Origin of the sequence: Streptomyces sp. NPDC096310 (assembly GCF_044763125.1) — a bacterium.
Lineage (GTDB): Bacteria > Actinomycetota > Actinomycetes > Streptomycetales > Streptomycetaceae > Streptomyces.
This window is the reverse complement of record NZ_JBIWFO010000015.1, coordinates 68,730-94,892: the sequence shown is the minus strand read 5'-3', so window position 1 is coordinate 94,892 and position 26,163 is coordinate 68,730. Positions and strand designations below refer to the sequence as shown.

Annotated in this window: 25 protein-coding genes, 1 pseudogene and 1 riboswitch; of the genes and pseudogenes, 21 read left to right on the top strand and 5 right to left on the bottom strand. The window is 72.3% G+C overall.

The annotated features are described in order from the left end of the window. Window positions 1-8: 8 nt before the first annotated feature. Both ACIQ7D_RS25170 and ACIQ7D_RS25165 read right to left on the bottom strand, forming a co-directional pair. On the bottom strand, window positions 9-311 hold the full coding sequence (locus ACIQ7D_RS25170) for an urease subunit gamma (protein ID WP_385003576.1): 303 nt from the start codon (window positions 309-311) through the stop codon (window positions 9-11). A 214-nt stretch (window positions 312-525) separates the two neighbouring features. After that, complete coding sequence (locus tag ACIQ7D_RS25165) at window positions 526-846, bottom strand: type II toxin-antitoxin system Phd/YefM family antitoxin (RefSeq protein ID WP_403941063.1); 321 nt, start codon at window positions 844-846, stop codon at window positions 526-528. 104 nt (window positions 847-950) lie between these two features. On the opposite strand from ACIQ7D_RS25165, the gene ACIQ7D_RS25160 reads away from it, so the two are divergent. Next, complete coding sequence (locus ACIQ7D_RS25160; RefSeq protein ID WP_403941061.1) at window positions 951-1,577, top strand: ATP-dependent Clp protease proteolytic subunit; 627 nt, start codon at window positions 951-953, stop codon at window positions 1,575-1,577. A gap of 351 nt (window positions 1,578-1,928) precedes the next feature. Further along, a riboswitch (cyclic di-AMP (ydaO/yuaA leader) is annotated at window positions 1,929-2,125 on the top strand. A 3-nt stretch (window positions 2,126-2,128) separates the two neighbouring features. Continuing rightward, window positions 2,129-2,602: a C40 family peptidase gene (locus ACIQ7D_RS25155; RefSeq protein ID WP_403941060.1), complete on the top strand. Its 474-nt coding sequence runs from the start codon at window positions 2,129-2,131 to the stop codon at window positions 2,600-2,602. 40 nt (window positions 2,603-2,642) lie between these two features. On the opposite strand, the gene ACIQ7D_RS25150 is transcribed toward ACIQ7D_RS25155, so the two are convergent. Next, window positions 2,643-3,086 carry an ATP-binding protein gene (locus tag ACIQ7D_RS25150; RefSeq protein WP_403941058.1) on the bottom strand — a complete coding sequence of 148 codons (444 nt, stop codon included), beginning with the start codon at window positions 3,084-3,086 and terminating at the stop codon, window positions 2,643-2,645. A gap of 259 nt (window positions 3,087-3,345) precedes the next feature. Here ACIQ7D_RS25150 and ACIQ7D_RS25145 point away from each other — a divergent pair, with 259 nt between their 5' ends. Together ACIQ7D_RS25145 and ACIQ7D_RS25140 are read left to right on the top strand one after the other, a co-directional pair. Next, window positions 3,346-4,203 (top strand): helix-turn-helix domain-containing protein, encoded by an 858-nt coding sequence (locus ACIQ7D_RS25145; RefSeq protein WP_403941057.1) that lies wholly within the window; start codon window positions 3,346-3,348, stop codon window positions 4,201-4,203. 8 nt (window positions 4,204-4,211) lie between these two features. Further along, window positions 4,212-4,451 (top strand): DUF397 domain-containing protein, encoded by a 240-nt coding sequence (locus ACIQ7D_RS25140; protein WP_403941055.1) that lies wholly within the window; start codon window positions 4,212-4,214, stop codon window positions 4,449-4,451. A 17-nt stretch (window positions 4,452-4,468) separates the two neighbouring features. Here ACIQ7D_RS25140 and ACIQ7D_RS25135 read toward each other — a convergent pair whose 3' ends face one another. After that, window positions 4,469-5,737, bottom strand: coding sequence for an 8-amino-7-oxononanoate synthase (locus tag ACIQ7D_RS25135; RefSeq protein WP_403941054.1), 1,269 nt, complete (start codon window positions 5,735-5,737; stop codon window positions 4,469-4,471). Window positions 5,738-5,881: 144 nt separating this feature from the next. Here ACIQ7D_RS25135 and bioB point away from each other — a divergent pair, with 144 nt between their 5' ends. The 4 genes from bioB (at window position 5,882) to ACIQ7D_RS25115 (ending at window position 9,613) form a co-directional block, all read left to right on the top strand. Next, window positions 5,882-7,060, top strand: a complete 1,179-nt coding sequence (gene bioB / locus ACIQ7D_RS25130) for a biotin synthase BioB (RefSeq protein WP_403941052.1) — start codon at window positions 5,882-5,884, stop codon at window positions 7,058-7,060. Then, window positions 7,053-8,387 carry an adenosylmethionine--8-amino-7-oxononanoate transaminase gene (locus ACIQ7D_RS25125; protein ID WP_403941050.1) on the top strand — a complete coding sequence of 445 codons (1,335 nt, stop codon included), beginning with the start codon at window positions 7,053-7,055 and terminating at the stop codon, window positions 8,385-8,387. The genes bioB and ACIQ7D_RS25125 overlap by 8 nt, the downstream gene beginning before the upstream one ends. Window positions 8,388-8,393: 6 nt before the next feature. Next, a complete protein-coding gene (gene bioD, locus ACIQ7D_RS25120; RefSeq protein WP_403941049.1) occupies window positions 8,394-9,167 on the top strand; it encodes a dethiobiotin synthase in 774 nt (257 codons plus the stop codon). 149 nt (window positions 9,168-9,316) lie between these two features. Next, window positions 9,317-9,613 (top strand): hypothetical protein, encoded by a 297-nt coding sequence (locus tag ACIQ7D_RS25115; protein WP_403941047.1) that lies wholly within the window; start codon window positions 9,317-9,319, stop codon window positions 9,611-9,613. Between the two features lie 15 nt (window positions 9,614-9,628). On the opposite strand, the gene ACIQ7D_RS25110 is transcribed toward ACIQ7D_RS25115, so the two are convergent. Further along, entirely contained in the window at window positions 9,629-10,660 is a 1,032-nt protein-coding gene (locus tag ACIQ7D_RS25110) for a medium chain dehydrogenase/reductase family protein (RefSeq protein ID WP_403941045.1), read from the bottom strand. Window positions 10,661-10,771: 111 nt separating this feature from the next. On the opposite strand from ACIQ7D_RS25110, the pseudogene ACIQ7D_RS25105 reads away from it, so the two are divergent. From ACIQ7D_RS25105 to ACIQ7D_RS25045, 13 genes and pseudogenes are all read left to right on the top strand, one after another. Further along, window positions 10,772-11,188, top strand: a pseudogene (locus ACIQ7D_RS25105) (GNAT family N-acetyltransferase); the annotation flags it as partial. 176 nt (window positions 11,189-11,364) lie between these two features. Further along, window positions 11,365-12,762, top strand: a complete 1,398-nt coding sequence (locus ACIQ7D_RS25100; RefSeq protein WP_403941043.1) for a hemolysin family protein — start codon at window positions 11,365-11,367, stop codon at window positions 12,760-12,762. Then, complete coding sequence (locus tag ACIQ7D_RS25095) at window positions 12,762-13,775, top strand: hemolysin family protein (protein ID WP_403941184.1); 1,014 nt, start codon at window positions 12,762-12,764, stop codon at window positions 13,773-13,775. Before ACIQ7D_RS25100 ends, ACIQ7D_RS25095 begins: the two co-directional genes overlap by 1 nt. A gap of 116 nt (window positions 13,776-13,891) precedes the next feature. Then, on the top strand, window positions 13,892-14,755 hold the full coding sequence (locus ACIQ7D_RS25090) for an SGNH/GDSL hydrolase family protein (RefSeq protein ID WP_403941041.1): 864 nt from the start codon (window positions 13,892-13,894) through the stop codon (window positions 14,753-14,755). A gap of 86 nt (window positions 14,756-14,841) precedes the next feature. Next, window positions 14,842-16,275: an adenylosuccinate lyase gene (gene purB, locus ACIQ7D_RS25085; RefSeq protein WP_403941039.1), complete on the top strand. Its 1,434-nt coding sequence runs from the start codon at window positions 14,842-14,844 to the stop codon at window positions 16,273-16,275. A gap of 66 nt (window positions 16,276-16,341) precedes the next feature. Then, window positions 16,342-16,887, top strand: a complete 546-nt coding sequence (mug, locus tag ACIQ7D_RS25080) for a G/U mismatch-specific DNA glycosylase (RefSeq protein ID WP_403941037.1) — start codon at window positions 16,342-16,344, stop codon at window positions 16,885-16,887. A 219-nt stretch (window positions 16,888-17,106) separates the two neighbouring features. After that, a complete protein-coding gene (locus tag ACIQ7D_RS25075) occupies window positions 17,107-18,147 on the top strand; it encodes a LacI family DNA-binding transcriptional regulator (RefSeq protein ID WP_403941035.1) in 1,041 nt (346 codons plus the stop codon). Next, the gene (locus ACIQ7D_RS25070; protein ID WP_403941033.1) at window positions 18,144-19,133 is read left to right on the top strand and encodes a 2-hydroxyacid dehydrogenase; all 990 of its coding nucleotides are present in this window, start codon (window positions 18,144-18,146) and stop codon (window positions 19,131-19,133) included. The genes ACIQ7D_RS25075 and ACIQ7D_RS25070 overlap by 4 nt, the downstream gene beginning before the upstream one ends. Further along, a complete protein-coding gene (manD, locus tag ACIQ7D_RS25065; RefSeq protein ID WP_403941031.1) occupies window positions 19,130-20,353 on the top strand; it encodes a D-mannonate dehydratase ManD in 1,224 nt (407 codons plus the stop codon). The genes ACIQ7D_RS25070 and manD overlap by 4 nt, the downstream gene beginning before the upstream one ends. Window positions 20,354-20,358: 5 nt before the next feature. After that, entirely contained in the window at window positions 20,359-21,882 is a 1,524-nt protein-coding gene (locus tag ACIQ7D_RS25060; protein ID WP_403941029.1) for a mannitol dehydrogenase family protein, read from the top strand. 149 nt (window positions 21,883-22,031) lie between these two features. Then, window positions 22,032-23,066: an NAD(P)-dependent alcohol dehydrogenase gene (locus ACIQ7D_RS25055; protein ID WP_403941027.1), complete on the top strand. Its 1,035-nt coding sequence runs from the start codon at window positions 22,032-22,034 to the stop codon at window positions 23,064-23,066. Window positions 23,067-23,274: 208 nt separating this feature from the next. Continuing rightward, window positions 23,275-24,732, top strand: coding sequence for an MFS transporter (locus ACIQ7D_RS25050; RefSeq protein WP_403941025.1), 1,458 nt, complete (start codon window positions 23,275-23,277; stop codon window positions 24,730-24,732). 200 nt (window positions 24,733-24,932) lie between these two features. Further along, window positions 24,933-26,084 (top strand): ROK family transcriptional regulator, encoded by a 1,152-nt coding sequence (locus ACIQ7D_RS25045; protein ID WP_403941023.1) that lies wholly within the window; start codon window positions 24,933-24,935, stop codon window positions 26,082-26,084. Window positions 26,085-26,163 lie beyond the last annotated feature (79 nt).

Genomic DNA, 26,163 nt, shown 5'->3' with positions numbered 1-26,163 from the left:
CTCCCCCGTCAGACGATCGGACCGTGGACGGTGACGAGCTTGGTGCCGTCGGGGAACGTGGCCTCCACCTGGACGTCGTGGATCATCTCGGGGATGCCCTCCATGACGTCGTCACGGCCGAGGACCTGGCGTCCCGACGCCATCAGTTCGGCGACGGTGCGGCCGTCCCTGGCGCCTTCGAGGATGTGCGAGGTGATCAGGGCGACCGCCTCGGGGTGGTTCAGCCGCAGCCCGCGCGCGCGGCGCTTGGCGGCGACATCCGCCGCCACATGGATGAGCAGGCGCTCCTGCTCGTGCGGGGTCAGTTGCACGCTTCCACCTCATCGTCTCCGGCCCGGTTCCGGCCGGGCGCAGCGCGATCCTAACCAACATCAACACTTTGTTGACCTGTGGTCGCGCATCCGCCCACCTGTGGGACCGCACCGTAGGGCGGAAGTTTTTCCAACGCGTTAACTGGCGCGGCCGGTCGCCTCCCGGCGCGCCGGTTCGTATACGGGGGCCGGCCGCACCGGCCGCCGTCGGGCGTCACCTGCGGGGCCCCGGAGGGCGCTCGCCGCCTTCCGGGCCGCGGTCGGGGCGGTGTTCGGCGGCGATGCCGAACCGGCGCGGTTCGCCCGGAGTGGACGACAGGGGGCGGATCGCCGAGACCGAGCTGATGACGCGCTCCTCCGTCTCCTCAGCCTCCTGCGGACCGCTCTCCAGTCGTTCCAGGTCAGCGGCGGAGACCAGCGCGACCAGCGGCTTCCCGTGGCGGGTCACGACCACGCGCTCGCCACCGTAGACGACGCGGTTGATCAAATCGGCGAGCTCTGCCCGGGCTTGCGTCACCGGAATCTCATAGGCCATGCTGCCCATTCTAACTGCCTGTACGTCCTGTACATTTTTTACAGAGCCGTACGGGAGCCGTCACGAAGAAGCGCGCGCCCCGCGCCCTGAGGAAGAGGCTTGCCATGAACCGTCCTTCGGCCCGCTACGTCCTGCCCGAGTTCACCGAGCGGACGAGCAACGGGAGCCGCACGCTCGACCCGTACTCCCGGCTCCTGGAGGACCGGATCGTCTTCCTGGGGACACCCGTCGACGACACCGCTGCCAACGATGTGATCGCGCAGTTCATCCACCTCGAATACGCCGCGCCCGAACAGGACATCAGCCTCTACATCAACTCGCCGGGCGGCTCGATCAGCGCGATGTCCGCGATCTACGACACGATGCAGATCATCACCTGCGACGTGGCCACGACCTGTCTCGGCCAGGCGGTCTCGACCGCCGCCGTCCTCCTGGCGGCGGGCGCGCCCGGCAAGCGGATGGCACTGCCCGGCGCCCGCGTCGTACTCCGGCAGCCCGCCGCCGAGGAGCCGGTGCACGGACAGCCGTCCGATCTGATGATCCACGCTCAGGAGCTGCTGCGGCTACGGGATCTGGTCACCTCGACGCTGGCGCGCCACACCGGACGGAGTTTGGAGCGGATCGCCGGTGACCTCGACCGGGACACGATCCTCGACGCCCCGGGCGCCCGGTCGTACGGACTGATCGACCACGTCGTCCAGAACCGCAAGACCTCCGCCGCCGGGCGGTGAGCACCGGCCGCGCGGGTCACCATGCCGCCCGGGCAGGCGACCTGACGGGGTGTCGGCGTTCTCGTATGGCCGCGCCCATATGAGAAGGACTCGCACATTCGGCGTATGAACTGACTGGACGGATTCGGCGAGGCGAGTTGCGCGATCCGGCCGGGACAGCGGGGCGCGTGATCGCTACGTCGCAGGTACGGGCCTCATCGGCCCGCTGGGCCCGGGGTCCCGATCCCCCGTCGCCACCCGCATGGAGCAAGGGTGATGAACTTCACATATCGTCGTTTCAACTCGGAAATCCACTCGTTTCTGGGTCAAGATCCCTGGGACGACAAGCCCCCGCCACCCCCGGCGGGGCGGTCCGGGCGGACGCCGAGTCCTGCCGCCGTTCCGGATGTCGGGTCGACAGGAGTGGATCGGCAGGAGTGGAGGACCCAGGCAGTACGGGACGACGCCCGTCGTGGTCGTCCCTCGGGGTGAAGCCGTTCACGCGGCCGGGCAACTTCGCCAGCCCGAACCCGACAGGTCATCCTTCACAGGCGGCTGACGAAGGGTTGCGCATGACTGCGCAGACATATGTCCCGTCCCTGCTGTCCCGGGCGGGGGCCGTTTCGGCCCTCACGCTGGCCGCGGTCACCGGCACGATGCTGGTGCCCGGCGCGGCGTCGGAGGCCCAGGCCGCTCCGCACAGCGCCAAGGCCCTGAAGGTCGCGGCGTCGAAGAGGGGGTCCCCGTACAAGTACGGCGCGACGGGACCGTACCGCTTCGACTGCTCCGGGCTGACGCTCTACTCGTTCAAGAAGGCGGGAAAGAAGCTCGCCCGTACGGCGCAGGCGCAGTACAACCAGACCCGGCACATCTCCTCCTCCTCGCGGCGCAAGGGCGACCTGGTCTTCTTCCATTACGGGAGGAGCGTGTACCACGTCGGGATCTACGCGGGCAAGGGAAAGATCTGGCACTCGCCGAAGACCGGCTCGCTGGTACGGCTGGAGAAGATCTGGTCCAAGAAGGTCTGGTACGGCCGGGTGAGGTGAGCACCCGCCGGCCGCTCCGCGCTTCGACGCCCCGACGTTCCTAGGCCTGCGCGGCCGGTGCCGTCCGGACCGTCCAGGGCAGGGCGATCCAGACGGTCTTGCCGCCCTCGTCGGTCGGGACGACCGTCAGCCGCCCGCCGGCCTCGGCGGTCAGCGAGCGGATGATGACCATCCCGCGGCCGTTGTCCTGCTGGACGGCCGCGGGAAGCCGCTGGGGCCAGCGCGGATGGCTGTCGGTGACCCCGAGGCGCAACCGCTCCTCGCGGTCGAGCCGTACCTCCACGGTGAACGTGGGCGACTGGCCGAAGGTGTGCTGTACGGCGTTGGTGGCCAGTTCGGAGACGATCAGCCGGACCGTGTCCGCCGTGGCCGCCTCCTCGGGGAGCCCCCAGTCGGTGAGGAGGTCCGCGACATATCTTCGGGCCGTGGGCACCGATGCGGGCTCGCTCGGCAGGGTGATGGATGCTTCCTGGTGGTCGGCCATGGCGACGCTGTCCCTTTCCCGCCGGACCGGACTCCGGCGCAGAGCTGATGACTGCGCGGACGGCCTCGGAACCGTGCTGCGCGACAGCCTGCCACTGATCGCACCATCCGTACCTCCGATCCACCGAGATCTGCATATATCTGTCGCTCAAAGCGGTGAACTCTGCAACGCGAGACCGTATTTGGGCATCGGAAAGATAACTTCTCCGCCTTGACGTCGTAACGGTGCGACGAGAAGAAAGCGGAGAGGTGATTCGGCCATGCGGCATATTCCGGTGGTACGTCGGCAGCGGCTCGGGGACGAATTGCGCAGACTGCGCCGGAGCGCGGGGCTCACCAGTGAACAGATCGCGCGGCTGCTCGGCTGGCACCAGTCGAAGGTGAGCAGGATCGAGACCGGTGTGAGCGGCGTGCGGGACGGGGATCTGGCGGCGCTCCTCGACGCCCTGGGGATCGAGGACCCGCGGCTGCGTTCGCTGCTGCGGGCACTGGCGGGCACGGCGGACGGCGCGCCGGGGTGGTGGACGGCGTACCGGGCCGTGATCCCGCCCACGTACCGGGACTTCATCGCCCTGGAGTCGCGGGCGAACACCGCGCACACCCTGGAGACCACCGTGGTGCCCGGGCTGCTCCAGACCCCCGCCTACGCCCGCGCCGTGACCAGGTCCGCGCTGGCGGGGACGCCGGAGGAGACGGTGGACTCGCTGGCCGACGTACGGCTCATCCGCCAGGAGGTGCTGACCCGGGCGGCGGCGCCGCTGCGGCTGCACGCGGTGGTCGACGAGGCCGTGCTGCGGCGGGAGGTGGGCGGGCCGGGGGTGATGCGGGATCAGTTACGGCGTCTCACCGAGCTGGCCCGGCTCCCCCAGGTCCGTCTCCAGGTTCTGCCGTTCACCGCGGGCGGCTATGCCGGACTTACCGGCCCCTTCATCATCTTCTCTTTTTCGAACATTACCGATCTGGATTTAGTCATCCTCGACCATTTAACGAATAGCCTCTATCTGGAACGGAAAGAGGATCTGGAGGCGTACCGTGTCGCCTTCCACGCGATGCGGACACACGCCCTCTCGACACAGGATTCATTGGATCTCATCGCCGGGATCGATGACGGCGCGTAGGGAGCATCATGTCCGCTTGCCTCGCAGGGCCCCCCACCTCTCGTCCCTTAACCCTTTCACCGCCGCGGAGCTGGCGCCGCAGCAGTCACAGCGTCGGCGCCAACAACTGCGTGGAGTGCGCCCGTGATCACACGGGCGCGCTGGCCGTACGGGACTCCAAGAACGTCGCCCGCCCCCACCTGGCCTTCTCGGCCGGCGCGTGGAGCTGCTTCGTCTCCGCGCTGGACGGGCGGCCGCCGGTGTCGTAGGGCCGGTGGCCACGCGCTCACGGGGTCACGGACGCCGCCCCGGGCGCGAGCGCCACGACGGTGCGTACCGCCGTGCCGATCTGGTCCTCCGTCAGATCGGCACGGGCCGTCAGCCTGATCCGGGAGATGCCGTCCGGCACCGACGGCGGCCGGAAACAGCCCACCGCCAGCCCGGCCGCCCGGCATTCGGCGGCCCACCGCACGGCTGCCTCGGGCGACGGTGCCTGCACGGAGACCACGGCGGCGTCGGGCCGTACCGCCGTCAGCCCCGCTTCGGTCAGCCGCCGGTGGAGCGTACGGGCGACCTCCCGGGCCCGCACGGCCCGTTCCGGCTCGCGCCGCAGCAGCCGCAAGCTCTCCAGCGCGGCGCCCACCGCCGCGGGCGCGAGCCCCGTGTCGAAGATGAACGTCCGCGCGGCGTTGACGAGATGGTCGATCACCTTGGCCGGCCCCAGGACGGCGCCGCCCTGGCTGCCCAGGGACTTGGAGAGGGTCAGGGTCGTCACCACGTCCGGGGCGCCCGCGAGACCCGCCGCCGCGACGGTGCCCCGGCCGCCCGTCCCGAGCACCCCCAGGCCGTGCGCGTCGTCGAGGAGCAGGGCCGCACCCCGGCGACGGCAGGCCCCCGCCAGCCCGGCGAGCGGCGCGGCGTCACCGTCCACCGAGAAGACCGCGTCGCTCACGACCAGGGCGCGCCGTCCCGGGTGCGCGTCGAGGGTTTTGGCGACGGCCTCGGGATCGGCGTGCGGTACGACGACGGTGTCGGCGCGGGAGAGCCGGCAGCCGTCCACGATCGAGGCGTGGTTGCCCGCGTCGGAGACGAGGACCCCGTCGCGGGCGGTGAGCGCGGTGAGGGCGGCGAGGTTGGCCGCGTAACCGGAGGAGAGGACCAGCGCGGCCTCGAAGCCGCAGAACTCGGCCAGTTCCCGTTCCAGTTCGGCGTGGAGTGCGGTGCTGCCGGTGACCAGCCGGGAGCCGGTGGCACCCGCGCCCCAGCGGCGGGCGGCCTCGGCGGCGGCGCCGGTCACGGCGGGGTGCCGGGTGAGCCCGAGGTAGTCGTTGCTCGCCAGGTCCAGGAGGGCCGAGTCGGCCGGGCGCGGCCGGAGCGTACGCACCAGACCCGCCCGTTCGCGGCGCAGCGCCTCGCCGTCGGTCCACGCGAAGGGATCGGTCCCGTCGAAAGGGCCGGCTCCGTCGAACGGTTCGGTCCCGTCGAAGGGGCCGGCGGCGGGCGCTGCGCCGGTCGGACGCGGGGAGCCGGCGGGGTCGAGGTGATCCTTCTCCATCGGTCCCGTCCTTTTGTAGGCAGCTCACAGACCTTAACCGTCACCGAACCCATTTTTGGTGTGGCTATGCACACACCTCGATCCGGTGGCCTTGTGGGATTCCTCCGTGGTCAGGGAGCGGCCCGGTAGGTCAGGATCGGCGGTATGGATCTGCTGAACACGCTGGTGGAGAAGGGCCTGCGGCGCGAGCCGCCGACCCGTGAAGAAGCGCTCGCCGTGCTGGCGACCTCCGACGACGAGCTGCTCGATGTGGTCGCCGCGGCAGGCAAGGTGCGCCGTCAATGGTTCGGGCGGCGGGTGAAGCTGAACTATCTGATCAACATGAAGTCCGGCCTGTGCCCGGAGGACTGCTCGTACTGTTCCCAGCGGCTCGGTTCGAAGGCGGAGATCCTCAAGTACACCTGGCTCAAACCCGACGAGGCCTCCAAGGTCGCCGCCGCCGGGGTGGCGGGCGGCGCCAAGCGGGTCTGTCTGGTCGCGAGCGGGCGCGGGCCGACGGACCGGGACATCGACCGGGTCTCGCGGACCATCGAGGCGATCAAGGAGCGGCACGAGGACGTCGAGGTGTGCGCCTGTCTCGGGCTGCTCTCCGAGGGCCAGGGCGAGCGGCTGCGCGCCGCGGGCGCCGACGCGTACAACCACAACCTCAACACCTCCGAGGCGACATACGGCGACATCACCACCACCCACACCTATGCCGACCGGGTGGACACCGTGCGGCAGGCGAGGGCCGCAGGTCTTTCGGCCTGTTCCGGGCTGATCGCCGGCATGGGGGAGAGCGACGAGGACCTGGTCGACGTGGTTTTCTCGCTGCGCGCGCTGGACCCCGACTCCGTACCGGTCAACTTCCTGATCCCGATGGAGGGAACCCCGCTTGAGCGGGAGTGGCACCTCACCCCGCAGCGCTGTCTGCGGATCCTGGCGATGGCGCGGTTCGTCTGCCCCGATGTGGAGGTCAGGCTCGCGGGCGGGCGCGAGGTGCATCTGCGTACGCTTCAGCCGCTCGCGCTGCACCTGGCCAACTCGATCTTCCTGGGCGACTATCTCACCAGCGAGGGCCAGGCGGGCCAGGCCGACCTGGACATGATCGCCGACGCGGGCTTCGAGGTGGAGGGCGCGGGGACGACAACCCTCCCCGAGCACCGTACCGGCGGCTGCGCGCCGTGCGGCGGTGACGGCGGCGGCACCTGCGGCGGATCCGACGGGTCCGCGCAGCCGACGCCGGGCGCCGAGGGAAACGCGCAGGCTCCTTCGGGGCTCCGTAAGGACCTGGTCTCCGTACGCCGCAGGGGGGCCGGTACGGATCTGGCGCCCAATGCCTGACTCCCCCTCATCCTCCCGCGGACCGCTCACGCCCGACGCGCTGGTCGCCCTGGACCGGGCCCATGTCTGGCATCCGTACGGTCCGATGCCGGGCCGTACGGATCCGCTGGTCGTGGAGTCGGCCTCCGGTGTACGGCTGCGGCTCGCGGAGGCCGCGTACGGCCGGCGCGAGCTGGTCGACGGCATGTCGTCCTGGTGGTCGGCGATCCACGGCTACAACCACCCGGTGCTCAACGAGGCGGCGCGCGGCCAGCTCGACCGGATGAGCCATGTCATGTTCGGCGGGCTCACCCATGAGCCCGCCGTCCGGCTCGCGGCCCGGCTGGTCGAGATCACGCCCGAGCCGCTGCGCCATGTCTTTCTCGCGGACTCGGGCTCCGTCTCGGTCGAGGTCGCCGTCAAGATGTGCCTCCAGTACTGGCGTTCGGCCGGGCGTCCGGCCAAACAGCGGCTGCTGACCTGGCGAGGCGGCTACCACGGCGACACCTGGCAGCCGATGTCGGTGTGCGACCCCGACGGCGGGATGCACGCGCTGTGGTCGGGGGTGCTGCCCCGGCAGATCTTCGCGGACGCGCCGCCGGCCGCGTACGACGAGACGTACGCCGACGGACTGCGCGCGCTCATCGCCCGTCACGCGGGCGAACTCGCCGCCGTGATCGTCGAACCGGTGGTCCAGGGCGCGGGCGGGATGCGCTTCCACTCCCCCGCGTATCTGCGGGTCCTGCGGGAGGCGTGCGACGCGCACGACGTGCTGTTCGTCCTGGACGAGATCGCCACCGGCTTCGGCCGTACGGGCACGCTCTTCGCCGCGGAACAGGGTGGGGTGTCCCCCGATGTGATGTGTGTCGGCAAGGCATTGACGGGTGGTTACCTCACGATGGCGGCGACGCTGTGCACCGCGCGGGTGGCCGAGGGCATCGCGCGCGGCGAGGTCCCGGTGCTGGCGCACGGTCCGACCTTCATGGGCAATCCGCTGGCGGCGGCCGTCGCCTGCGCCTCGATCGACCTGCTGCTCGGCCAGGACTGGGCGGGCGAGGTCGGGCGTATCGAGGCGGGACTGCGCGACGGGCTGGCGGCGGCCGTGGAGCTGCCGGGGGTACGGGACGTGCGCGTACTGGGCGCCATCGGGGTGGTCCAGCTCGACCGCGAGGTGGACATGGCCGCGGCGACGCGGGCGGCGGTGCGCGAGGGCGTCTGGCTGCGGCCGTTCCGCGATCTGGTGTACACGATGCCGCCGTATGTGACAGATGACGAGGACATCGCCCGGATCTGCCGCGCGGTGGTCGCGGTCGCGGCGGACGCCGCGGACGCGCGGCGGGAGGGCTGACCGAACATGCCGACCATGATCGTGACCGGGACCGGGACGGAGATCGGCAAGACCGTCGTGACGGCCGCCGTGGCCGCTGCGGCGCTCGCCCGGGGCCGTACCGTCGCGGTGCTCAAACCGGCGCAGACCGGGATGGGTCCGGGTGAACCGGGGGACGTGGCGGAGGTCGTCCGGCTCGCCGGGCCGGTGACCGCGGTCGAACTGGCCCGGTTCCCCGAGCCGCTGGCGCCCGCGACGGCGGCGCTGCGGGCCCGCGCGGAGCCGGTACACCCCGACGAGATCGCCGTCGCGGCCGAGAAGCTGGCCGCCGAACACGATCTGGTGCTGATCGAGGGCTCGGGCGGGCTGCTCGTCCGGTTCGACGCGGCGGGCGCCACGCTGGCGGACGCCGCCCGGCTGCTGGGCGCCCCGGTGCTGGTGGTGGCGGAGGCCGGACTCGGCACGCTCAACGCGACCGCGCTCACGGTGGAGGCGCTGCGGACGAGGTCGCTGACGCCGCTGGGTGTGGTGATCGGCAGCTGGCCGGCCGAGCCGGGACTGGCGGCGCGCTGCAATCTGGCGGACCTGCCGGACGCGGCGGGCGCGCCGCTGCTGGGGGCCGTGCCGGCGGGCGCGGGGGCGCTGGACCCGGCGGAGTTCCGTACGCGGGCCGCCGGCTGGCTGGCGCCGGAGCTGGCCGGTGGATGGGAGGCGGGCCTGTTCACGGCCGCCTTCACGGCCGCCTTCACGGCCGGGTCCACGGACGCCTTCGCGGACCCGGGGACGCCTGGTCCGCCCTGACCTCGGCTCGCTCCCGGCGGGGGTCGTTCCCGCACCGGATGGGTAGTCCTCGGGCGATCTTCCCTACCGTGCGCGTCACCAAGGAGCGTCCATGACACGGCCCTTCCGGTTCGGTGTGAACATGACGACGGCCACCGGCGGTCGGGCGCGTGGCCGCCTATCGGGGCTTCGAGGCCGGGCGGGCAGCGCCCGCGGAGCTGAATCTGCTGCTCCAGTTCGTCGCCGTGACCCCCGACCGGCGGGCCGCGGTGCGGGAGTTGCTGCCGAGGCTGCGGCTCGACGAGGACGAGGCGCTGGAGCTGCCGCTGCTCGCGGTCGGCACCGTACGGCAGATCGCCGATCAGCTCAGGGCGCAGCGGGAGCGGTTCGGATTCACCTATCTGACGGTCCTGGACCCGTGCATGGAGGCGTTCGGGCCGGTGATCGAGGAGCTGCGGGGCGGCTGACGGGGAGGGGCGGGCTCACGGGTTCAGTACGACTTTTCCGGCGACGGTGCCGGACTCGGCCAGCCGTAGCGCCTCGCCGGCGCTGGTGAGCGGCAGTTGGGCGGCGATCCTGACGGTGATGTCGCCGCGCTGGAGGGCGCCGAAGACCTCGGTGAGGTCGGCGTGCAGCCGGGCCCTGAAGCCGTCCTTGGCGAAGGCGCGCCCGGCCCAGACGTTGTAGAAGAAGGCGCGGCGGCGGTTGGGCAGCGCGTTCCACAGCCACACCCGGCCGAGCAGCTTGATCACGGGCCACTGCTTGGACCCCTCGTCGTCCCGGGTGGCGGCGGTGCCGTACGAGACGAGCGTGCCACCGGGCGCGAGGAGGCGCCAGGAGTCGGTGACGGACCGGCCGCCGATGTGGTCGAAGACGGCGTCCACGCCACCGGGGGCGAGTTCGCGGACCCGCGCGGCGACGTCCTCGGTGCGGTAGTCGACCGGGACGCCCCCCCGGTCCCGCAGGGCGTCGTGGTGGCGCGCCGAGGCGGTGCCGATCACCTTAGCGCCGGCGAGATGGGCGAACTCGGCCAGGACCGAGCCGACGCCGCCGTTGACACCGTGCACGAGGATGGTCTGCCCCGCGCGGACGCGTGCCGTGCGGTGCAGCATCTGCCAGGCGGTGACGCCGTTGACCACCAGGGTCTCCGCCTCCGCGGCGCCGACCCCGTCGGGGACCGGCACGGTGTCCGCCGCGTCGACGCGCACATGGCTGGCCCAGCCGCCGACCTTGACCATCGCGGCCACCCGGGTGCCGACCAGGCCCGGGCCGACGCCCTCGCCGGCCGACAGCACCGTACCGACGAGGTCGTAGCCGGGCACGAAGGGGAACGGCGGCTGGTCGTAGTAGCGGCCGCGGCGCATCTGCTGTTCGGCGAAGGAGACCCCGGTGGCCTCCATCCGGATCACGACCTGTCCGGGGCCCGCGACGGGGACGGTTCCCTGCCGGATCTGGAGTCCTTCCGGCGCCACCTTGCCCGGCAGTACGACCTCGACGAGTCCTTCGGCGTCCATGACGACCTCCATCTGCGTTGATCGGGCCACCGACCGAGTTACTGCTTATCGCCTCAGTTATAAGTTATAACGCAGAAGCGAGGCGGGCGCCACCTCTGCTTGGCTCTCCTCATGAACGATCTCCACATACGCCGCGCCGCCGTCCCTGACATCGACACCGTGCTGGGGTTCTGGCGCGCGGCCGCGGAAGGAACGAGCATCAGCGACGACCACGACGGGGTGGCCCGGCTCGTCGCACGGGACCCCGGCGCGCTGCTCCTCGCGGAGCGCGACGGCCTCCTCATCGGGACCGTGATCGCCGGCTTCGACGGATGGCGCTGCTCCGCCTACCGGCTCGCCGTCCACCCGGACCACCGGCGCCAGGGCGTCGCCACCGCACTGATGGAGGCCGCGGAAGAGCGGTTCAGCTCCCTGGGCGGACGCCGGGCCGACGCCATGGTCCTGGAGACCAACGAGCGCGCGCACCACACCTGGGCCACGGCCGGCTACCACCGTGAGGACCACTGGCGGCGCTGGGTGAAGCCGCTGGGCGGGAACGGCGGAACAGGGGCGGGAACGGGGGCGCCGGACGCCGGAGGAGCGGGCCGCCGGCCGGGGACCGTACAGCGGCCGCACGCATGACAGCCGAACGCACGGGCACCTGAGAACGGCCGACGCCGCGCGGTCCACGGCCCGTGCGGCGATCATGAGACGGAGGTGACCGGATGACCGAAGTGCTTCTGCTCCTGGTGGCGATCGCGCTGGCGCTGGCCTGCGGGGCGTTCGTCGCCGCGGAGTTCTCCCTCACCACCGTGGAGCGCGGCGATCTCGAACGGGCCGTGGAGCGCGGGGAGCGGGGGGCGGCGGGCGCGCTGAAGGCCGTACGGAGCCTGACGTTCCAGCTCTCCGGCGCACAGCTCGGCATCACCGTGACCAACCTGGTCGTCGGGATGCTCGCCGAGCCGTCCATCGGGAAGCTGATCCGCGGGCCGGTCGAGGCGCTGGGCCTCCCCCCGTCCACGGCGTACTCGGTGGCGCTGGTCATCGGGACGGCCCTGTCGACCATCGTGCTGATGGTCGTCGGCGAGCTGGTGCCGAAGAACTGGGCGATCTCCTCGCCGCTGGCGGTCGCGAAGGTGGTGGCGACCCCGCAGCGGTACTTCACGACCGCGTTCCGCCCGTTCATCGCGCACCTCAACAGCACGGCCAACCGGATCGTGCGCGGGCTCGGCATGGAGCCGACCGAGGAACTGGCCTCCGCGCGCAGCCCGCAGGAGCTGGTCGCGCTCGCACGCCACTCCGCGAAGGCGGGCGCGCTGGAGCAGGACACGGCGGAGCTGTTCGTACGGACGCTGAGCCTGGCCGCGCTGACCGCGGAGAACGTGATGACCCCCCGCGTCCAGGTGATGGCCCTTGACGTACGGGCCACCGCCGAGGACGTCGCCAACGCGACCCGGGCCACCGGCCTGTCGCGCTTCCCCGTCTACCGGGGCAGCCTGGACACCGTCGTCGGGGTCGCGCACATCAAGGACGTCCTACGGGTCCCGGCGGAGCGCAGGCCCCGGCTCCCGGTGGCCGGACTGCTGCGCGAGCCGCTGCTGGTGCCGGAGAGCCTGACGGTGGACACCCTGCTCGACCGGCTGTCGGGCGGCGTCACGATGGCCGTCGTCATCGACGAGTACGGGGGGACGGCCGGGGTGGTGACGCTGGAGGACATCGTCGAGGAGGTCGTCGGCGAGGTACGGGACGAGCACGACCCGCACGAGCGGTCCGATCTGGCGCCGGTGGGCGAGGACCCGGACGGCAGGGCGCTCTGGTCGGCCGACGGCGCCGCACGTGCCGATCAGCTCAGCTCGGTCGGGCTGCGGATGCCGGAGGGCCCGTACGAGACCCTCGCGGGGCTGGTCGCCACCGAGCTGGGCCGGATCCCCGTGGAAGGCGACCGGGTGGCGCTGGCGGGCTGGGAGCTGGAGGTCGTGGACGCCACAGGCCGGCGCGCGGCCCGGGTGCTGCTGCGCGCGCCCCGGACGGCGGACGGGGACAGAGACAGGGACAGGGACAGGGCCGGGGACACGGACGGGAACCCGGGCAGGGGCGCGGGGACCGGGGAGGACGCCGGATGATCATCGCCGTACAGCTCTTCGTCGCACTGCTGACCCTGGTCGTCAACGCGTTCTTCGTGGCGGCCGAGTTCGCCCTGATCTCCGTACGCCGCAGCCAGATCGAGCCGATCGCGGAGGCGGGCGACCGGCGGGCGCGCAATGTGGTCTGGGGGCTGGAACACGTCTCGGCCCTGCTGGCGGCGGCGCAGCTCGGGATCACGCTCTGCACCCTGGTGCTGGGCATCGTCGCCGAACCCGCCCTCGCCCATCTGCTGGAACCGCTCTTCAACGCGATCGGGATCCCGCACGGGCTCGTGCACCCGCTCTCGTTCGTGATCGCGCTCACCGTCGCCACGTATCTGCACATGCTGCTGGGCGAGATGGTGCCCAAGAACGTCGCCCTGGCCGGGCCGGCGCGGGCCGCGCTGCTGCTGGGGCCGCCGCTGGTCGCGCTGGCCCGCGGGCTGCGCCCGGTGATCTTCACGGTGAACGCCCTCGCCAACGGTCTGCTGAAGCTGCTCAGGGTGGAGACACGGGACGAGGTGTCCGCCACGTTCTCGGACGACGAGCTGGCGCGGCTGGTGACGGACTCGGGGCACGCGGGGCTGCTCGACGACCGGGCGACCGAGCGGCTGCACGACGCGCTGGAGCTGGGCCGCCGTCCGGTGCGCGATGTGGTGCTGCCGCTGGAGCGGGTGGTCTCGGCGCGGCTCGGGGTGACGCCGGAGGGGCTGGAGCGGCTGGGGGCGGAGACCGGTTTCTCGCGGTTCCCGGTGGTGGATCCGGCGCGCCGGATCCTTGGCTACCTCCATGTGAAGGACGCGCTGGACGCGACGCCGCGCGAGGAGCCGTTCCCGGTCCCGGGGATGCGCGCGATCGCGCGGGTCCGGGCCACGACGCCGATGGACGACGTGCTGACGGCGATGCGCCGCGGCCGTACGCATCTCGCGGCGGTGCTGGACGAGGACGGGAAGCTCGAAGGTCTGGTGACGATGGAGGACGTGCTGCGGGAGCTGGTGGGCCGGCACGCGTGAGGGGGTCGCGTACGGCAGGGGCAGGCAGGCGCGGGGGCGTGAGCGGCACGAGGGATACGAGGGATACGAGGGGCCGTGCGGGCCGGAAGCTACCGCGCGGTACCATCGGCTCCGCCATGGAGACGAATGCCAACTACACCAGTTTCGTCGCGGTCGGTGACTCTTTCACGGAGGGTATGTCCGACCTGCTGCCCGACGGCTCGTACCGCGGCTGGGCGGATCTGCTCGCCGCGCGGCTCGCGGACCGTACCCCCGGTTTCCGGTACGCCAACCTCGCCGTGCGCGGCAAGCTCATCGGACAGATCGTCGAGGAGCAGGTGGGCCTCGCCGCGGCGATGAAGCCGGACCTGGTGACGCTGGTCGGCGGGCTCAACGACACCCTGCGGCCCAAGGTCGACATGGGCCGGGTGCGGGGGCTGCTCACGGAGGCCGTGGAACGGCTCGCGCCCGCGTGCGGACAGCTCGTGCTGATGCGCAGCCCGGGGCGGAACGGCCCGGTGATGGAGCGCTTCCGGCCGCGCATGGAGGAGCTGTTCACCGTCGTCGACGAGCTGGCGGCGGCGCACGGCGCGCTCGTGGTCGACCTGTACGGGGTGCCGGCCCTCGGCGACCAGCGGATGTGGGACGTGGACCGGCTGCATCTGACGGCGGAGGGCCACCGCCGGGTCGCCGAGGCGGTGTGGCAGACGCTCGGGCCGGGGCGTGTTCGCACCACAAGCCCGGCCGAGAACGGCGTACACGCCCCGGCGGCGGACGACGACTGGCGCGCGGAGCTGCCGCCCGAGCGGCCCGAGCGGTGGCTCGCCCGGCGCACGGGCGACGCGCGGTTCGCGCGGCAGTACCTCGGGCCGTGGGTGATGCGCCGGGTGACGGGGCGCTCCTCCGGGGACGGGCGTGCGGCGAAGCGGCCGGAGCTGCTGCCGTACGAGGTGCGGGATCTGACATCGCCGGACGGCACACCGCGGGACGGGACTCCGTAGCCGGACTCCCTGGGCCACGCCTTGGAGGAACGTACGAGAACGGGCGCGGCGCCGTGCCGCGTCAACCGACAGTAGAATCACCTCACGTGACTCCCAAGCCTCGTATCCCCAATGTCCTTGCCGGCCGCTACGCCTCGGCGGAGCTGGCCGTGCTGTGGTCCCCCGAGCAGAAGGTGAGGCTGGAGCGTCAGCTCTGGCTGGCCGTGCTGCGGGCGCAGCGGGACCTCGGGATCGAGGTGCCGGACGCCGCCCTCGCCGACTACGAACGCGTTCTCGACCAGGTCGACCTGGCGTCGATCGCCGAGCGCGAGAAGGTCACCCGGCACGACGTGAAGGCGCGGATCGAGGAGTTCAACGCCCTCGCCGGCCATGAGCAGGTGCACAAGGGCATGACCTCGCGCGACCTGACGGAGAACGTCGAGCAGCTTCAGATCCGGCTCTCCCTGGAGCTGACCCGCGACCGTACGGTGGCGGTGCTGGCCCGGCTCGGGAAGCTGGCGGGCGAGTACGGCGCGCTGGTGATGGCCGGCCGCTCGCACAATGTCGCCGCGCAGGCCACCACGCTCGGCAAGCGGTTCGCGACGGCGGCCGACGAGCTGCTGGTGGCGTACGGCCGGCTGGAGGATCTGCTGGGCCGCTACCCGCTGCGCGGGATCAAGGGCCCGGTGGGCACAGCGCAGGACATGCTCGACCTGCTGGGCGGTGACACGGCGAAGCTGGCCGAGCTGGAGCAGCGGATCGCGGGCCACCTCGGCTTCGGGCGGGCGTTCACCTCCGTGGGCCAGGTGTATCCGCGCTCGCTCGACTACGACGTGGTGACCGCGCTGGTGCAGCTCGCCGCCGCGCCGTCCTCCGTCGCGAAGACGATCCGGCTGATGGCCGGGCACGAGCTGGTCACGGAGGGCTTCAAGCCGGGACAGGTCGGTTCCTCGGCGATGCCTCACAAGATGAACACGCGCTCCTGCGAGCGGGTCAACGGGCTGATGGTGATCCTGCGCGGCTACGCGTCGATGACCGGTGAGCTGGCGGGTGACCAGTGGAACGAGGGCGACGTCTCGTGCTCGGTGGTGCGCCGGGTGGCCCTGCCGGACGCGTTCTTCGCGTTCGACGGGCTGCTGGAGACCTTCCTGACGGTGCTGGACGAGTTCGGCGCGTTCCCCGCGGTCGTGGCACGCGAGCTGGACCGCTACCTGCCGTTCCTGGCGACGACGAAGGTGCTGATGGGCGCGGTACGGGCCGGGGTCGGCCGGGAGGCGGCGCACGAGGTCATCAAGGAGCACGCGGTGGCGTCGGCGCTGGCCATGCGCGAGCAGGGCGCCGAGCGCAACGAACTGCTCGACCGGCTGGCCGCCGACGCGCGCATGCCGCTCGACCGGGCGGAGCTGGACGCGCTGATGGCCGACAAGCTGTCCTTCACGGGCGCGGCGGAGGAGCAGATCGCGACCGTGGTGGGCCGGATCGAGGAGATCCTGAAGCGCCACCCGGAGGCCGCGGCCTACACGCCGGGCTCCATTCTGTGAGCGCCGGTGAGAACCGATGAGCCCCGGTGAACGTCTGAGCGCCGGTGTGCGCCGGACGCTCCGCGTATGACCCCCGAAGAGCTCGAAGCCGCCCGCGACCGCGTCCTGCCCGACGTGGTCGCGGGCGGTCTGCGTGTGCTGTTCTGCGGTATCAACCCGGGCCTGATGTCGGCGGCGACCGGCCATCACTTCGCCCGCCCCGGCAACCGCTTCTGGCCGGTGCTGCACCTCTCCGGCTTCACCCCGCGCCGGCTGCCGCCCGCCGAGCAGGACGAGTTGCTGACGTACGGACTCGGCATCACCAATGTCGTGGCGCGGGCGACGGCGCGGGCCGACGAGCTGAGCGCCGAGGAGTTCAGCGCGGGCGGGCGGATCCTGACGGCGAAGGTGGAGCGGCTGCGGCCCGCGTGGCTGGCGGTGGTCGGGATCACCGCGTACCGGACGGCCTTCGGCGAGAAGCGGGCCCGGATCGGGCCGCAGGAGCGGACGATCGGCGGGACGCGGATCTGGGCGCTGCCCAATCCGAGCGGGCTGAACGCGCACTGGACGGTGGCGACGATGGCCGAGGAGTTCGGCCGGCTGCGTGAGGCGGCGGACGCGCCCGAGGGGTGAGCGCACCGGGTCGGAAGCGCCCGAGGGGCGAGCGCGCGGGGAAAGCGCTCCGGGTCGGGGCCGACCGGCGAGCGCTCCCGGGTCGGGGGCGCACCGGCAACTCCGCGCACCCCCCTTGCCAATTTTGTGGCAAGCATTGACAAGTTTGCGCAACGGTGACGACCATGCAGCATGTCGTTCACCCACCCTTCTCCGTCGAACCAGTAAGCGGAGGACGCCATGGCCCCCACCCTCACCGACGTCGCCAAACGCGCCAACGTCGCCCTCTCCACCGCGTCCCGCGCCTTCAGCGACCCGGACCGGCTCGGACCACAGACCTTGCGCAAGGTTCTCTCCGTTGCGCAAGAGCTGGGATACGAACCGAACGGGTCGCGGGCCGCCGAGCCCGCCGCCGACGGGGAGAGCGCCACGGTGGCCGTGGTGGTCCCCGACATCGCCAACCCCGTGTTCGGCGCCTTCGTGAAGGCCGCCCAGGGTGAGGGGTGGCACCGCAGGCAGACCGTCGTGCTCGCCGACACCGATCTCAACCCGGACCGTGAGCGCGAGGTGATCGCCCATTTGCGGGACCAGGCAGACGGGCTCGTCGTGGTGTCGTCACGGCTGGACGCCGAGGAGATCCTGGGCCTCTGCGGCCGTACGCCCGCCGTGCTGGTCAACCGGGAGACGACCGGCGCGGACTGTGTGCTCACCGACGCCGCGCACGGGCTGCGCCAGGCCGTCGACTACCTCGCGGCGCTCGGCCACCGCAGGATCGCGTACGTCCAGGGCATGCAGCGCTCCTGGTCGAACGCCCAGCGCGTCGAGCTGATCCGCGCCGAGGCCGAACGGGCCGGTCTGGAGCTGGAGTTGCTGGGGTGGCAGTCCGAGACGGTGGCGGGCGGGACCGCCGCCGCGGCCAGTGTGATGGCCTCCGGAGCCTCCGCGGTGATCACCCATAACGACCTGGTCGCGCTCGGTGTGATCGCGGGCGCCCGGGCACTGGGAATCGGTGTACCGGACGATCTCAGTGTCATCGGGGTCGACGACATCCCGTTCGCCGAGGTGTCACAGCCCTCCCTGACCAGCATCGCCGTCCCCATGGCGAAGGCGGGTTCCCTCGCCATGGATCTGCTCGGCCAGGTCCTCGCCGGCGACCGCCACACACCGCGCACCCTCCGGCTGCCGACCCAGCTCATCGTCCGCGGTTCGAGCGGTCCGGCCCTCACCCACGACACCCGGCCCCGTGCCGCCGCGGGGCGGGCCGCGAAGGACGCGTCATGACACTCACCGTGGTCGTCGCCGACTCCAACCTCCTTCCTCTGCGTGTCGAGTTCGAGGCCGCGCTCCCGGTGGGCACGGCCGTGCGCTGGCCCGACCCGCGGGACACCACCGCCGTCGGGACCGCTCTGGCCGACGCCGATGTCCTCGTCTCCGGTCAGTGCACCGCCGCCATGGCCGCCGCGGCTCCCGGGCTGCGTCTGGTGCATGCCGCGGGCGCCGGTACGGAGAAGATCGAGACCGGCGCGCTGGCGGCGGGAACCGTCGTCGCCAACACCTTCCACCACGAGAACTCGATGGCGGAGTACGCCGTCTCGGCCGCGGTCCTGCTGCGCCGGGGCTTCCTGCGCCAGCACGAGGCACTGCGCCGCGGGGAGTGGGACTCCCCCGTGTACGACGCCGACGCGCCCTGGGTGGACAGCCTGGGCGCGGCGACGGTCGGGTTCGTGGGATTCGGCCATATCGGCGCCCGTAGCTGGGAGTTGTTCCGGGCGTTCGGCGCCCGGGGCGTCGCGGTCACCCGGCGCGGCGATGTCGACGCGGCGGCACACCGGCTGGAGTGGTCGGGGACAGTGGACGATCTCGGCACCCTGCTGGAGACCTCGGACGTCGTGGTGGTCTCGGCGCCGCTCAGCGCGGAGACGGCGGGGCTGATCGACGCGGCCGCGTTCGCCCGGATGCGCTCCTCCGCCGTCCTGGTCAACGTGGGCCGTGGCCCCGTCGTGGACGAGGACGCCCTCTTCCACGCGCTGTACACGCGGGCCATCCGCGGCGCCGCCCTCGATGTCTGGTACCGGTACCCGTCCGAGGGCCGCTCCGGCGCACCCGGCACACACCCCTTCGAAAAGCTGGACAACGTACTGATGACCCCCCATTCCTCGGGCCTCACCCGCGAGACCTTCGCGCGCAGGGCCGCCGACATCGCCGCCAACATCGGCCGGCTCGCCACGGGTGAACAGCTCCACAACGTCGTGGCGGTGGCCCGATGACCGGGACCGACACCATCGCCGCGGTGGACGTGCTCGTCACCAGCCCCGGCCGTAACTTCGTCGCCCTCAAGATCACCACGGCGCAGGGGCTGGTGGGCTGGGGCGATGCCACCCTCAACGGCCGTGAGCTGGCCGTCGCCTCGTATCTGCGCGACCATGTCGCCCCGCTCCTCGTAGGCCGCGACCCGGCGCGGATCGAGGACACCTGGCAGTACCTGTACCGGGGCGTCTACTGGCGGCGCGGTCCGGTGACGATGACCTCCATCGGCGCGGTGGACATCGCGCTGTGGGACATCAAGGGCAAGGCCACCGGGCAGCCGGTCTACCAGCTGCTCGGCGGCGCGGTCCGCGACCGGGTCCTCACCTACACGCACGCCTCCGGCTGGGACGTGCCCGAACTGCTGGACGCGATCGACGCGCGGCGCGAGAGCGGCTTCCTCGCCGTACGGGCGCAGAGCGGTGTGCCGGGCCACGACATGGTGTACGGAGTGACGCGGGGCGGCGCCGGGTACGAGCCCGCCGGGCGGGGCGCGGCGCCGGCCGAGGAGATCTGGGACACCGAGTCCTACCTGCGGCACGCGCCCGGTGTCCTCGCGGCGGCCCGCGCCCATGTGGGCCCGGAGCTGAAGCTGCTGCACGACGTGCACCACCGGCTGACGCCCGGTCAGGCGGCGCGACTGGGGCGGGCGTTGGAGGATGTGGACCTGTTCTGGCTGGAGGACGTCACCCCGGCGGAGAACCAGGAGGTGCTGCGGCACGTCCGGCACCACACCACCGTGCCGCTCGCCATCGGCGAGGTGTTCAACACGGTGTGGGAGTGCCAGTCGCTGATCACCGAGCAGCTCATCGACTACGTACGGACGTGTGTCACACACGCCGGCGGCATCAGCCATCTCCGGCGGATCGCCGCGCTCGCCGAGATCTGGCAGGTCGCACTGGGTCCGCACGGTCCCTCCGACGTGTCGCCGGTGGCGCTCGGCGCCTCGCTCCATGTCGGCCTCTCCACACCGAACTTCGCCATCCAGGAGTACATGGGGTACGAACCGCTTGTCCACGAGGTGTTCCGGCACGCGTGGAGTTACGAGGACGGGCATCTGCACCCCGGGGAGCAGCCAGGTATCGGGATCGAGGTCGACGAGGAGCTGGCCGCCCGATTCCCTTACGAGCCCGCCTACTTGCCGGTGGCGCGCCGCCGCGACGGCTCGATGACGGACTGGTGACCGTGATGACGACAGCTCTTCCCCGGCTCGGCGCCGGGACCGTCGCGGCGAAGCCGCCGGCCGAGACCGGCCTCGTCCATCTCGGTCTCGGCAACTTCCACCGCGCCCACCAGGCCGTGCACACGGCCGCCGCGCTGGCGCACACCGACGGGCCGTGGGGCATCCTCGGGGTGGCGAGCCGGTCGGCCGGGGTGGCCCGGGCCCTGCGGGAGCAGGACATGCGGTACGCGGTCGTGGAGATCTCCCCGGAACACACCGAGGTGACCGTCCCCTCGGTGCACACCGGGGCGCTGGTGGCGGCCGCGCAGCCGGAGGAGGTGCTCGACGCGCTGGCCGCGCCCGGCACCGCCGTCATCACGATGACGGTCACCGAACACGGCTACACGTTCTCGCCCCGTACCCACGGACTCGATGTCGACGACCCGGCCGTACGGGCGGATCTGCGCGGTGACGCGCCGCCGCGCACCACCATCGGGCAGATCGTCCGCGGGCTCCAGCGCCGACAGCGGACGCACGCCGCTCCGGTGACGGTGCTGAGCTGCGACAACCTGGTGGCCAACGGCGCGCAGACCGAGCGCCTGGTGCACGAGTTCGCCCAGGCGCTGCCCGCCGCGGAGCGGGACGCGCTGACGCCGTGGCTGGAGAGCGCGGTGACATTCCCCGGCTCCATGGTCGACCGGATCGTTCCGGCGACGACCGATGTCTACCGGGAGGCGGTCGCCGCCCGGCTCGGGGTGCGCGACGCGGTGCCGGTCCCGGCGGAACCGTTCTCCATGTGGGTGATGGAGGACCGGTTCGCCGCCGGGCGGCCCCGCTGGGAGCACGGCGGGGCGCTGTTCACGGCGGACGTCGAACCGTACGAACTGCTCAAGCTCCGGCTGCTCAACGGCACCCACTCGCTCATCGCCTACTTGGGCGCGCTGGACGGGCGGGCGACGATTCCGGAGTCGATCGCCCGGCCGTTCGTCGCGGAGGCCGCGCGGGGCGTGCTGCGCGGCGAGTACCTGCCGAGCCTCACCGTGCCCGGCGACATCGATCTGGACGCGTACGTACGGCAGCTCTTCGAGCGCTGGGCCAATACGGCGCTGGGCCACCGCACCCAGCAGGTCGGGTCCGACGGCTCGGTGAAGCTGCGCCAGCGGGTGCCCGAACCGGCGCTGCTGCATCTGCGGGCCGGGCGTATGCCGCACCGCCTCGCGCTGACGGTGGCCGCGTATCTGTGCTGCGTGGCACCGCCCGCGGGGTTCTCGCCCGGTCCGCACGCCGCCGCGATGGCGGATCCGGCGCGCCGGGCGCTGGCCGCGATCGCGGAGCGCGCGGCGACCGCGCCCGGCGCCTCCGGGGCGTCGCGCGCCGCCTTCGTCGAAGCCGTCCTGGAGAGCGGGCTGCTCGGCGACGGGCTGACGGAGTACCCGGCCTTCGGCGGGCGGGTCGCGGAACTCATCGATGTGATCGTCCGGTTCGGGCCGGGCGCGGCGGCCGCCGAGGCGGCGCGCGCCGCGGAGTGCGAGCCGCGGCCCACGGGGTGAGCCTCACGGGCCGGCCCGTCGCCCCCGGTCCTCGGGCCGGCCCGTCACCCAGGCCCATCGGGCCCCCGTTCCCTGTCGGCGGACCACCGCTCCCTTTCTCCTCATTCCTCCTCCCTCCCCCGGTTCCCGCCCACAAGGACGTGAGTAAAGTGTTCGCTCCTGATTCGACCCGCGCCGCCGTCCTGTACGGCCCGGGTGACCTGCGTGTCGAAGACCGCCCGCTGCGGCCCCTGGGCCCCGACGACGTCCTCGTCACGGTCGACGCCGTCGGAGTCTGCGGCTCGGACATGCATTACTTCGCCCAGGGCCGCAACGGCCGGAACGAGCTGCGGCAGCCGACCGTGCTCGGCCATGAGGCCTCGGGCGTCATCAGCGCCAAGGGTTCCGCCGTCGCCCTCGACGTGGGGACCCGGGTGGCGGTGGAGCCCGCCGTGGGGTGCGGGTCGTGCGCGACCTGCCGCTCCGGGCGCTACAACCTCTGCCCCGTGGGCACCTGTTTCGGCTCACCGCCCACCGACGGCACCTTCGCCGAGTACGTCGTCGCCACCGCGCGCGCCGTCCATCCGCTGCCCGATGTCATCCCGCTGGAGGTCGGGGCGCTGATCGAGCCGCTGGCCGTCGCGGTGTGGGCGCTACGGCGCGCCGGTGTCGAGTTCGGCGACCGTGTCCTGGTCACCGGCGCGGGGCCGATCGGCATCCTCGTCGCCCAGGTGGCGCGCGCCGCCGGGGCGAGCGAGGTCGTCGTCACCGATGTCAACGACGCGCGGCTCGCGCAGGCGCTCAAGCTGGGCGCCACCTCCGTCGTCAACACGGCGGAACAGGAACTCGAACTGACCGGTGTCGACCGGCTGCTGGAGTGCTCGGCCCACCCGGCCGCGCTCCGGCAGGGGCTCGCGACGCTGCGCCCGGCGGGCCGGGCGATCGTCGTCGGGCAGGCCCCGCCCAGCATGGACGGGCTGCCGCTGGCACATCTCCAGCGCTGGGAGATCGAGCTGTCCACCGCGTTCCGTTACGCCCACGCCTTCCCCACCGCGATCGAGCTGGTGGCCGGGAAACGGGTCGATCTCGCGGGCGTCCTGACCGGACGGTTCCCGCTCGACCTGGCGGCCGACGCCCTGCGGGCCCCGGGCGACGACCCGTCCCACCTCAAGGTCGTCGTACGCCCCGGAGACACCACCGCGTGACGAACGGACCTCACGCCGGCGCCCCCGGAACCCCGCGGGGCGCGCCTCGTCACCCGTGACCTCGTGACCCCGTAGGTCCGGAAAACCCAGGGACCCCACACGCACGACCAGCCACACCTCATCACACCCCTTTTGACCAGCTTTGCTCCGCCCGCTCCGCCCGTTCCGCTCCACCGCGGAGTTCGATCCGTTCAAGGAGGCATGGATCATGGACAACCCGACACCCGCCGCGGCGCCCCCGTCCCCGGAGACCACGACCCCGTCCGGAGAACCGGCGCCGGACCCCGCCGCGATACGCCGCGCGGCCTGGGCCGGCCTGATCGGCACCGCGCTCGAACAGTACGACTTCGTCATCTACGGGACCGCCTCGGCGCTGATCTTCAGCGAGCTGTTCTTCCCCAACGTCTCGGCGTCCGTGGGCATCCTCGCCAGCTTCAGCACCTACGCGGTCGGCTTCGCCGCCCGGCCGCTCGGCGGACTCTTCTTCTCCCGCTACGGGGACCGGCTCGGCCGTAAGTGGGTCCTGGTCGCGACGCTCCTGCTGATGGGCGGCTCCACCCTCGCCATCGGTCTGCTGCCCACGTACGGACAGGTCGGCCTGCTCGCCCCGATCCTGCTGCTGATCTGCCGCATGGGCCAGGGCTTCGGCGCCGGCGCCGAGCAGTCGGGAGCCGCCGCCCTGCTCACCGAGACAGCCGCCAAGGGGCGCAGGGGCAGGCTCTCCTCACTGGTCATGACGGGCGCCGCGCTGGGGACGGCCCTCGGCGCCGTGGCCTGGATCCTCGCCCAGCGCCTCTCCGACGAGGCGCTGATGTCCTGGGGCTGGCGGCTGGTCTTCGGATCCAGCCTCGTGGTGACCGTGGCCGCCATGATCATCCGGCGGAAGCTCAACGAGAGCCCCGTCTTCAAGGACCTCAAGGAACAGCGCGCGCAGAACGAGGCGTCGCGGGAGAAGCCCGCCTCTCCGGTGCGGGAGGTCCTCACGCGGGGCCGCCGGCCGATGCTCCTGGTGCTCTTCATGAACTTCGGGATCAGCACGCAGTCCTACACGTACCAGGTCTTCATGGCCTCGTACCTGGTGACGACGGTGGGCGTCGACAAGGAGTTCGTCCCCGAGGTGCTGCTGGTGGGCGCGGTCTGCGGCGGTATCGCGGCGATCTGTTTCGGCACCCTCTCGGACCGCTTCGGGCGCAAGCCGGTGTACACGCTGATCCTGAGCGCTCTCGTCCTGCTCCCGGCGCCCACGTTCGTCGCACTGAACTCGGGGTCCAAGGTCGCGATCACCGTGGCGATCGTCATCGGCTTCATCCTGGCCTGCCAGGGCGCGGTCGGTGTCCAGATGAGCTTCTTCCCCGAGCTGTTCGGCAACCGCTACCGGTACGCCGGGGTCACCCTGGGCCGGGAGTTCTCCTCGGTGATCGGCGGCGGGGTCGCCCCGCTGATCTGCACCGCGCTCGTCACCGCCTTCTCAGGCTCGTGGATCCCGGTCGCCGTCTACATGACGCTCGTCACGACCGTCAGCCTCATCGCCACACGGATGGCGCCGGAAACCCGTGACCGTGATCTGACGCTCCCGTACGACAGCACGGACCCGGGGCATCTGCGCGCCCAGCAGGAAGGGGCGTCGGCCCGGCCGACCGGCCGGCTGGAGAAGGTCGGCGACTGACCGCCGAGGCGGACGGCCGGGATCCGTGTCCGGCCCGGGCAGCGCGGAGCGTTCCGTACCGCGCTGCCCGTTCCGGCGTCCTGGCGTGCCCGTCCCGGCGCGCGCCGGCTCCGCCCGCCCGGGGCCGGTGCGCGCCACTCGCCGCGCCGTCGGGCACCGAGTACGATCCGCCTCACACGCGCACGATCGGGAGGACTACCGTGGGGCGGCTGACCGGCGGGGACCCGTCCCTGCTGCGGAGGATCAACTCCGCGGTGGTACTGCACACCCTGCGTGACGCGGGTTCGCTCACCCTCACCGACATCACCCGGATCACCAGCCTGTCCCGGCCCACGGTCGAGGGCGTGGTGGAGGGGCTGATCGAGACCGGGCTGGTCGCCGAGTCCGCCCCGGAGGAGACCCGTAAACAGGGCCGCCCTGCACGGCGGTTCCGGTTCCGGGCCGAGGCCGGGCATCTGCTGGGCATCGAGATCGGGGCGCACCGGGTGGCGGCGATGGTCGCCGGGCTGGACGGCGGGATCATCGGCGCCGGGTCCCGGGAGGTGGCGCAGAAGGCGGACGCCGACGAACGCCTCGCGCGCGTCCGGGACGTCGCCGACGAGGTGCTGGGGCGGGCCGGAGTGGCGCACAGCTCCCTGCGGGCGGTCGGCGTGGGCAGCCCGGGCATCGTGGAGGCCGACGGGACCGTACGGCTCGGTACGGCGCTGCCGCAGTGGACCGGGCTGGCGCTCGGTGAGCGGCTGCGGCGTTCCTTCAGTTGCCCGGTCCTGGTGGAGAACGACGCCAACGCGGCGGCGGTGGCCGAGCAGTGGAAGGGCGCGGCCACCGACTCCGACGACATCGTCTTCGTCCTGGCCGGACTCAGCCCGGGGGCGGGCGCGCTGATCGGGGGGCGGCTGCACCGCGGCTTCGGCGGGGCGGCGGGCGAGATCGGCGCGCTGCATCTGCTGGGGCGCGGGGTCACTCCTGAGCGGCTGCTGTCCACGACGGACGAACCGCTCCACCCGCTGGACGAGCAGGCCGTGGCCCGGGTCTTCGCCGAGGCCAGACGCGGTGACGCACGGGCCCAGGAGGCCGTCGAGCGGTTCATCCTGCGGCTGGTGCACGATGTCGCCGCGCTGGTGCTCGCGCTCGACCCGGAGCTGGTGGTGATCGGCGGATGGGCGGCGGGGCTCGACGGCGTACTGGACCCGCTCCGCGACGAGCTGGCGCGCTACTGTCTGCGCCCGCCGCGAGTGGCCCTCTCCCTGCTGGGCGAGGCGGCGGTGGCGACGGGCGCGCTGCGGCTGGCCATCGACCATGTCGAGGAACAGCTCTTCGCGGTGGAGGGCCCGGTGACGGCCCGCCGCTGAGCGGCGGCCGGCCGGGTGGCGGACCGCGGGCCGTCCGGGTGGCGGACCGCGGGCCGTCCGGGTGGCGGACCGCGGGCCG

Coding starts and splice junctions, on each gene's coding strand:
- ACIQ7D_RS25165 (WP_403941063.1), bottom strand. CDS start 846: ATGGCCTATGAGATTCCGGTGACGCAAGCCCGGGCAGAGCTCGCCGAT.
- ACIQ7D_RS25160 (WP_403941061.1), top strand. CDS start 951: ATGAACCGTCCTTCGGCCCGCTACGTCCTGCCCGAGTTCACCGAGCGG.
- ACIQ7D_RS25155 (WP_403941060.1), top strand. CDS start 2,129: ATGACTGCGCAGACATATGTCCCGTCCCTGCTGTCCCGGGCGGGGGCC.
- ACIQ7D_RS25150 (WP_403941058.1), bottom strand. CDS start 3,086: ATGGCCGACCACCAGGAAGCATCCATCACCCTGCCGAGCGAGCCCGCA.
- ACIQ7D_RS25145 (WP_403941057.1), top strand. CDS start 3,346: ATGCGGCATATTCCGGTGGTACGTCGGCAGCGGCTCGGGGACGAATTG.
- ACIQ7D_RS25140 (WP_403941055.1), top strand. CDS start 4,212: ATGTCCGCTTGCCTCGCAGGGCCCCCCACCTCTCGTCCCTTAACCCTT.
- ACIQ7D_RS25135 (WP_403941054.1), bottom strand. CDS start 5,737: ATGGAGAAGGATCACCTCGACCCCGCCGGCTCCCCGCGTCCGACCGGC.
- bioB (WP_403941052.1), top strand. CDS start 5,882: ATGGATCTGCTGAACACGCTGGTGGAGAAGGGCCTGCGGCGCGAGCCG.
- ACIQ7D_RS25125 (WP_403941050.1), top strand. CDS start 7,053: ATGCCTGACTCCCCCTCATCCTCCCGCGGACCGCTCACGCCCGACGCG.
- bioD (WP_403941049.1), top strand. CDS start 8,394: ATGCCGACCATGATCGTGACCGGGACCGGGACGGAGATCGGCAAGACC.
- ACIQ7D_RS25110 (WP_403941045.1), bottom strand. CDS start 10,660: ATGGACGCCGAAGGACTCGTCGAGGTCGTACTGCCGGGCAAGGTGGCG.
- ACIQ7D_RS25100 (WP_403941043.1), top strand. CDS start 11,365: ATGACCGAAGTGCTTCTGCTCCTGGTGGCGATCGCGCTGGCGCTGGCC.
- ACIQ7D_RS25090 (WP_403941041.1), top strand. CDS start 13,892: ATGGAGACGAATGCCAACTACACCAGTTTCGTCGCGGTCGGTGACTCT.
- mug (WP_403941037.1), top strand. CDS start 16,342: ATGACCCCCGAAGAGCTCGAAGCCGCCCGCGACCGCGTCCTGCCCGAC.
- ACIQ7D_RS25075 (WP_403941035.1), top strand. CDS start 17,107: ATGGCCCCCACCCTCACCGACGTCGCCAAACGCGCCAACGTCGCCCTC.
- ACIQ7D_RS25070 (WP_403941033.1), top strand. CDS start 18,144: ATGACACTCACCGTGGTCGTCGCCGACTCCAACCTCCTTCCTCTGCGT.
- manD (WP_403941031.1), top strand. CDS start 19,130: ATGACCGGGACCGACACCATCGCCGCGGTGGACGTGCTCGTCACCAGC.
- ACIQ7D_RS25060 (WP_403941029.1), top strand. CDS start 20,359: ATGACGACAGCTCTTCCCCGGCTCGGCGCCGGGACCGTCGCGGCGAAG.
- ACIQ7D_RS25050 (WP_403941025.1), top strand. CDS start 23,275: ATGGACAACCCGACACCCGCCGCGGCGCCCCCGTCCCCGGAGACCACG.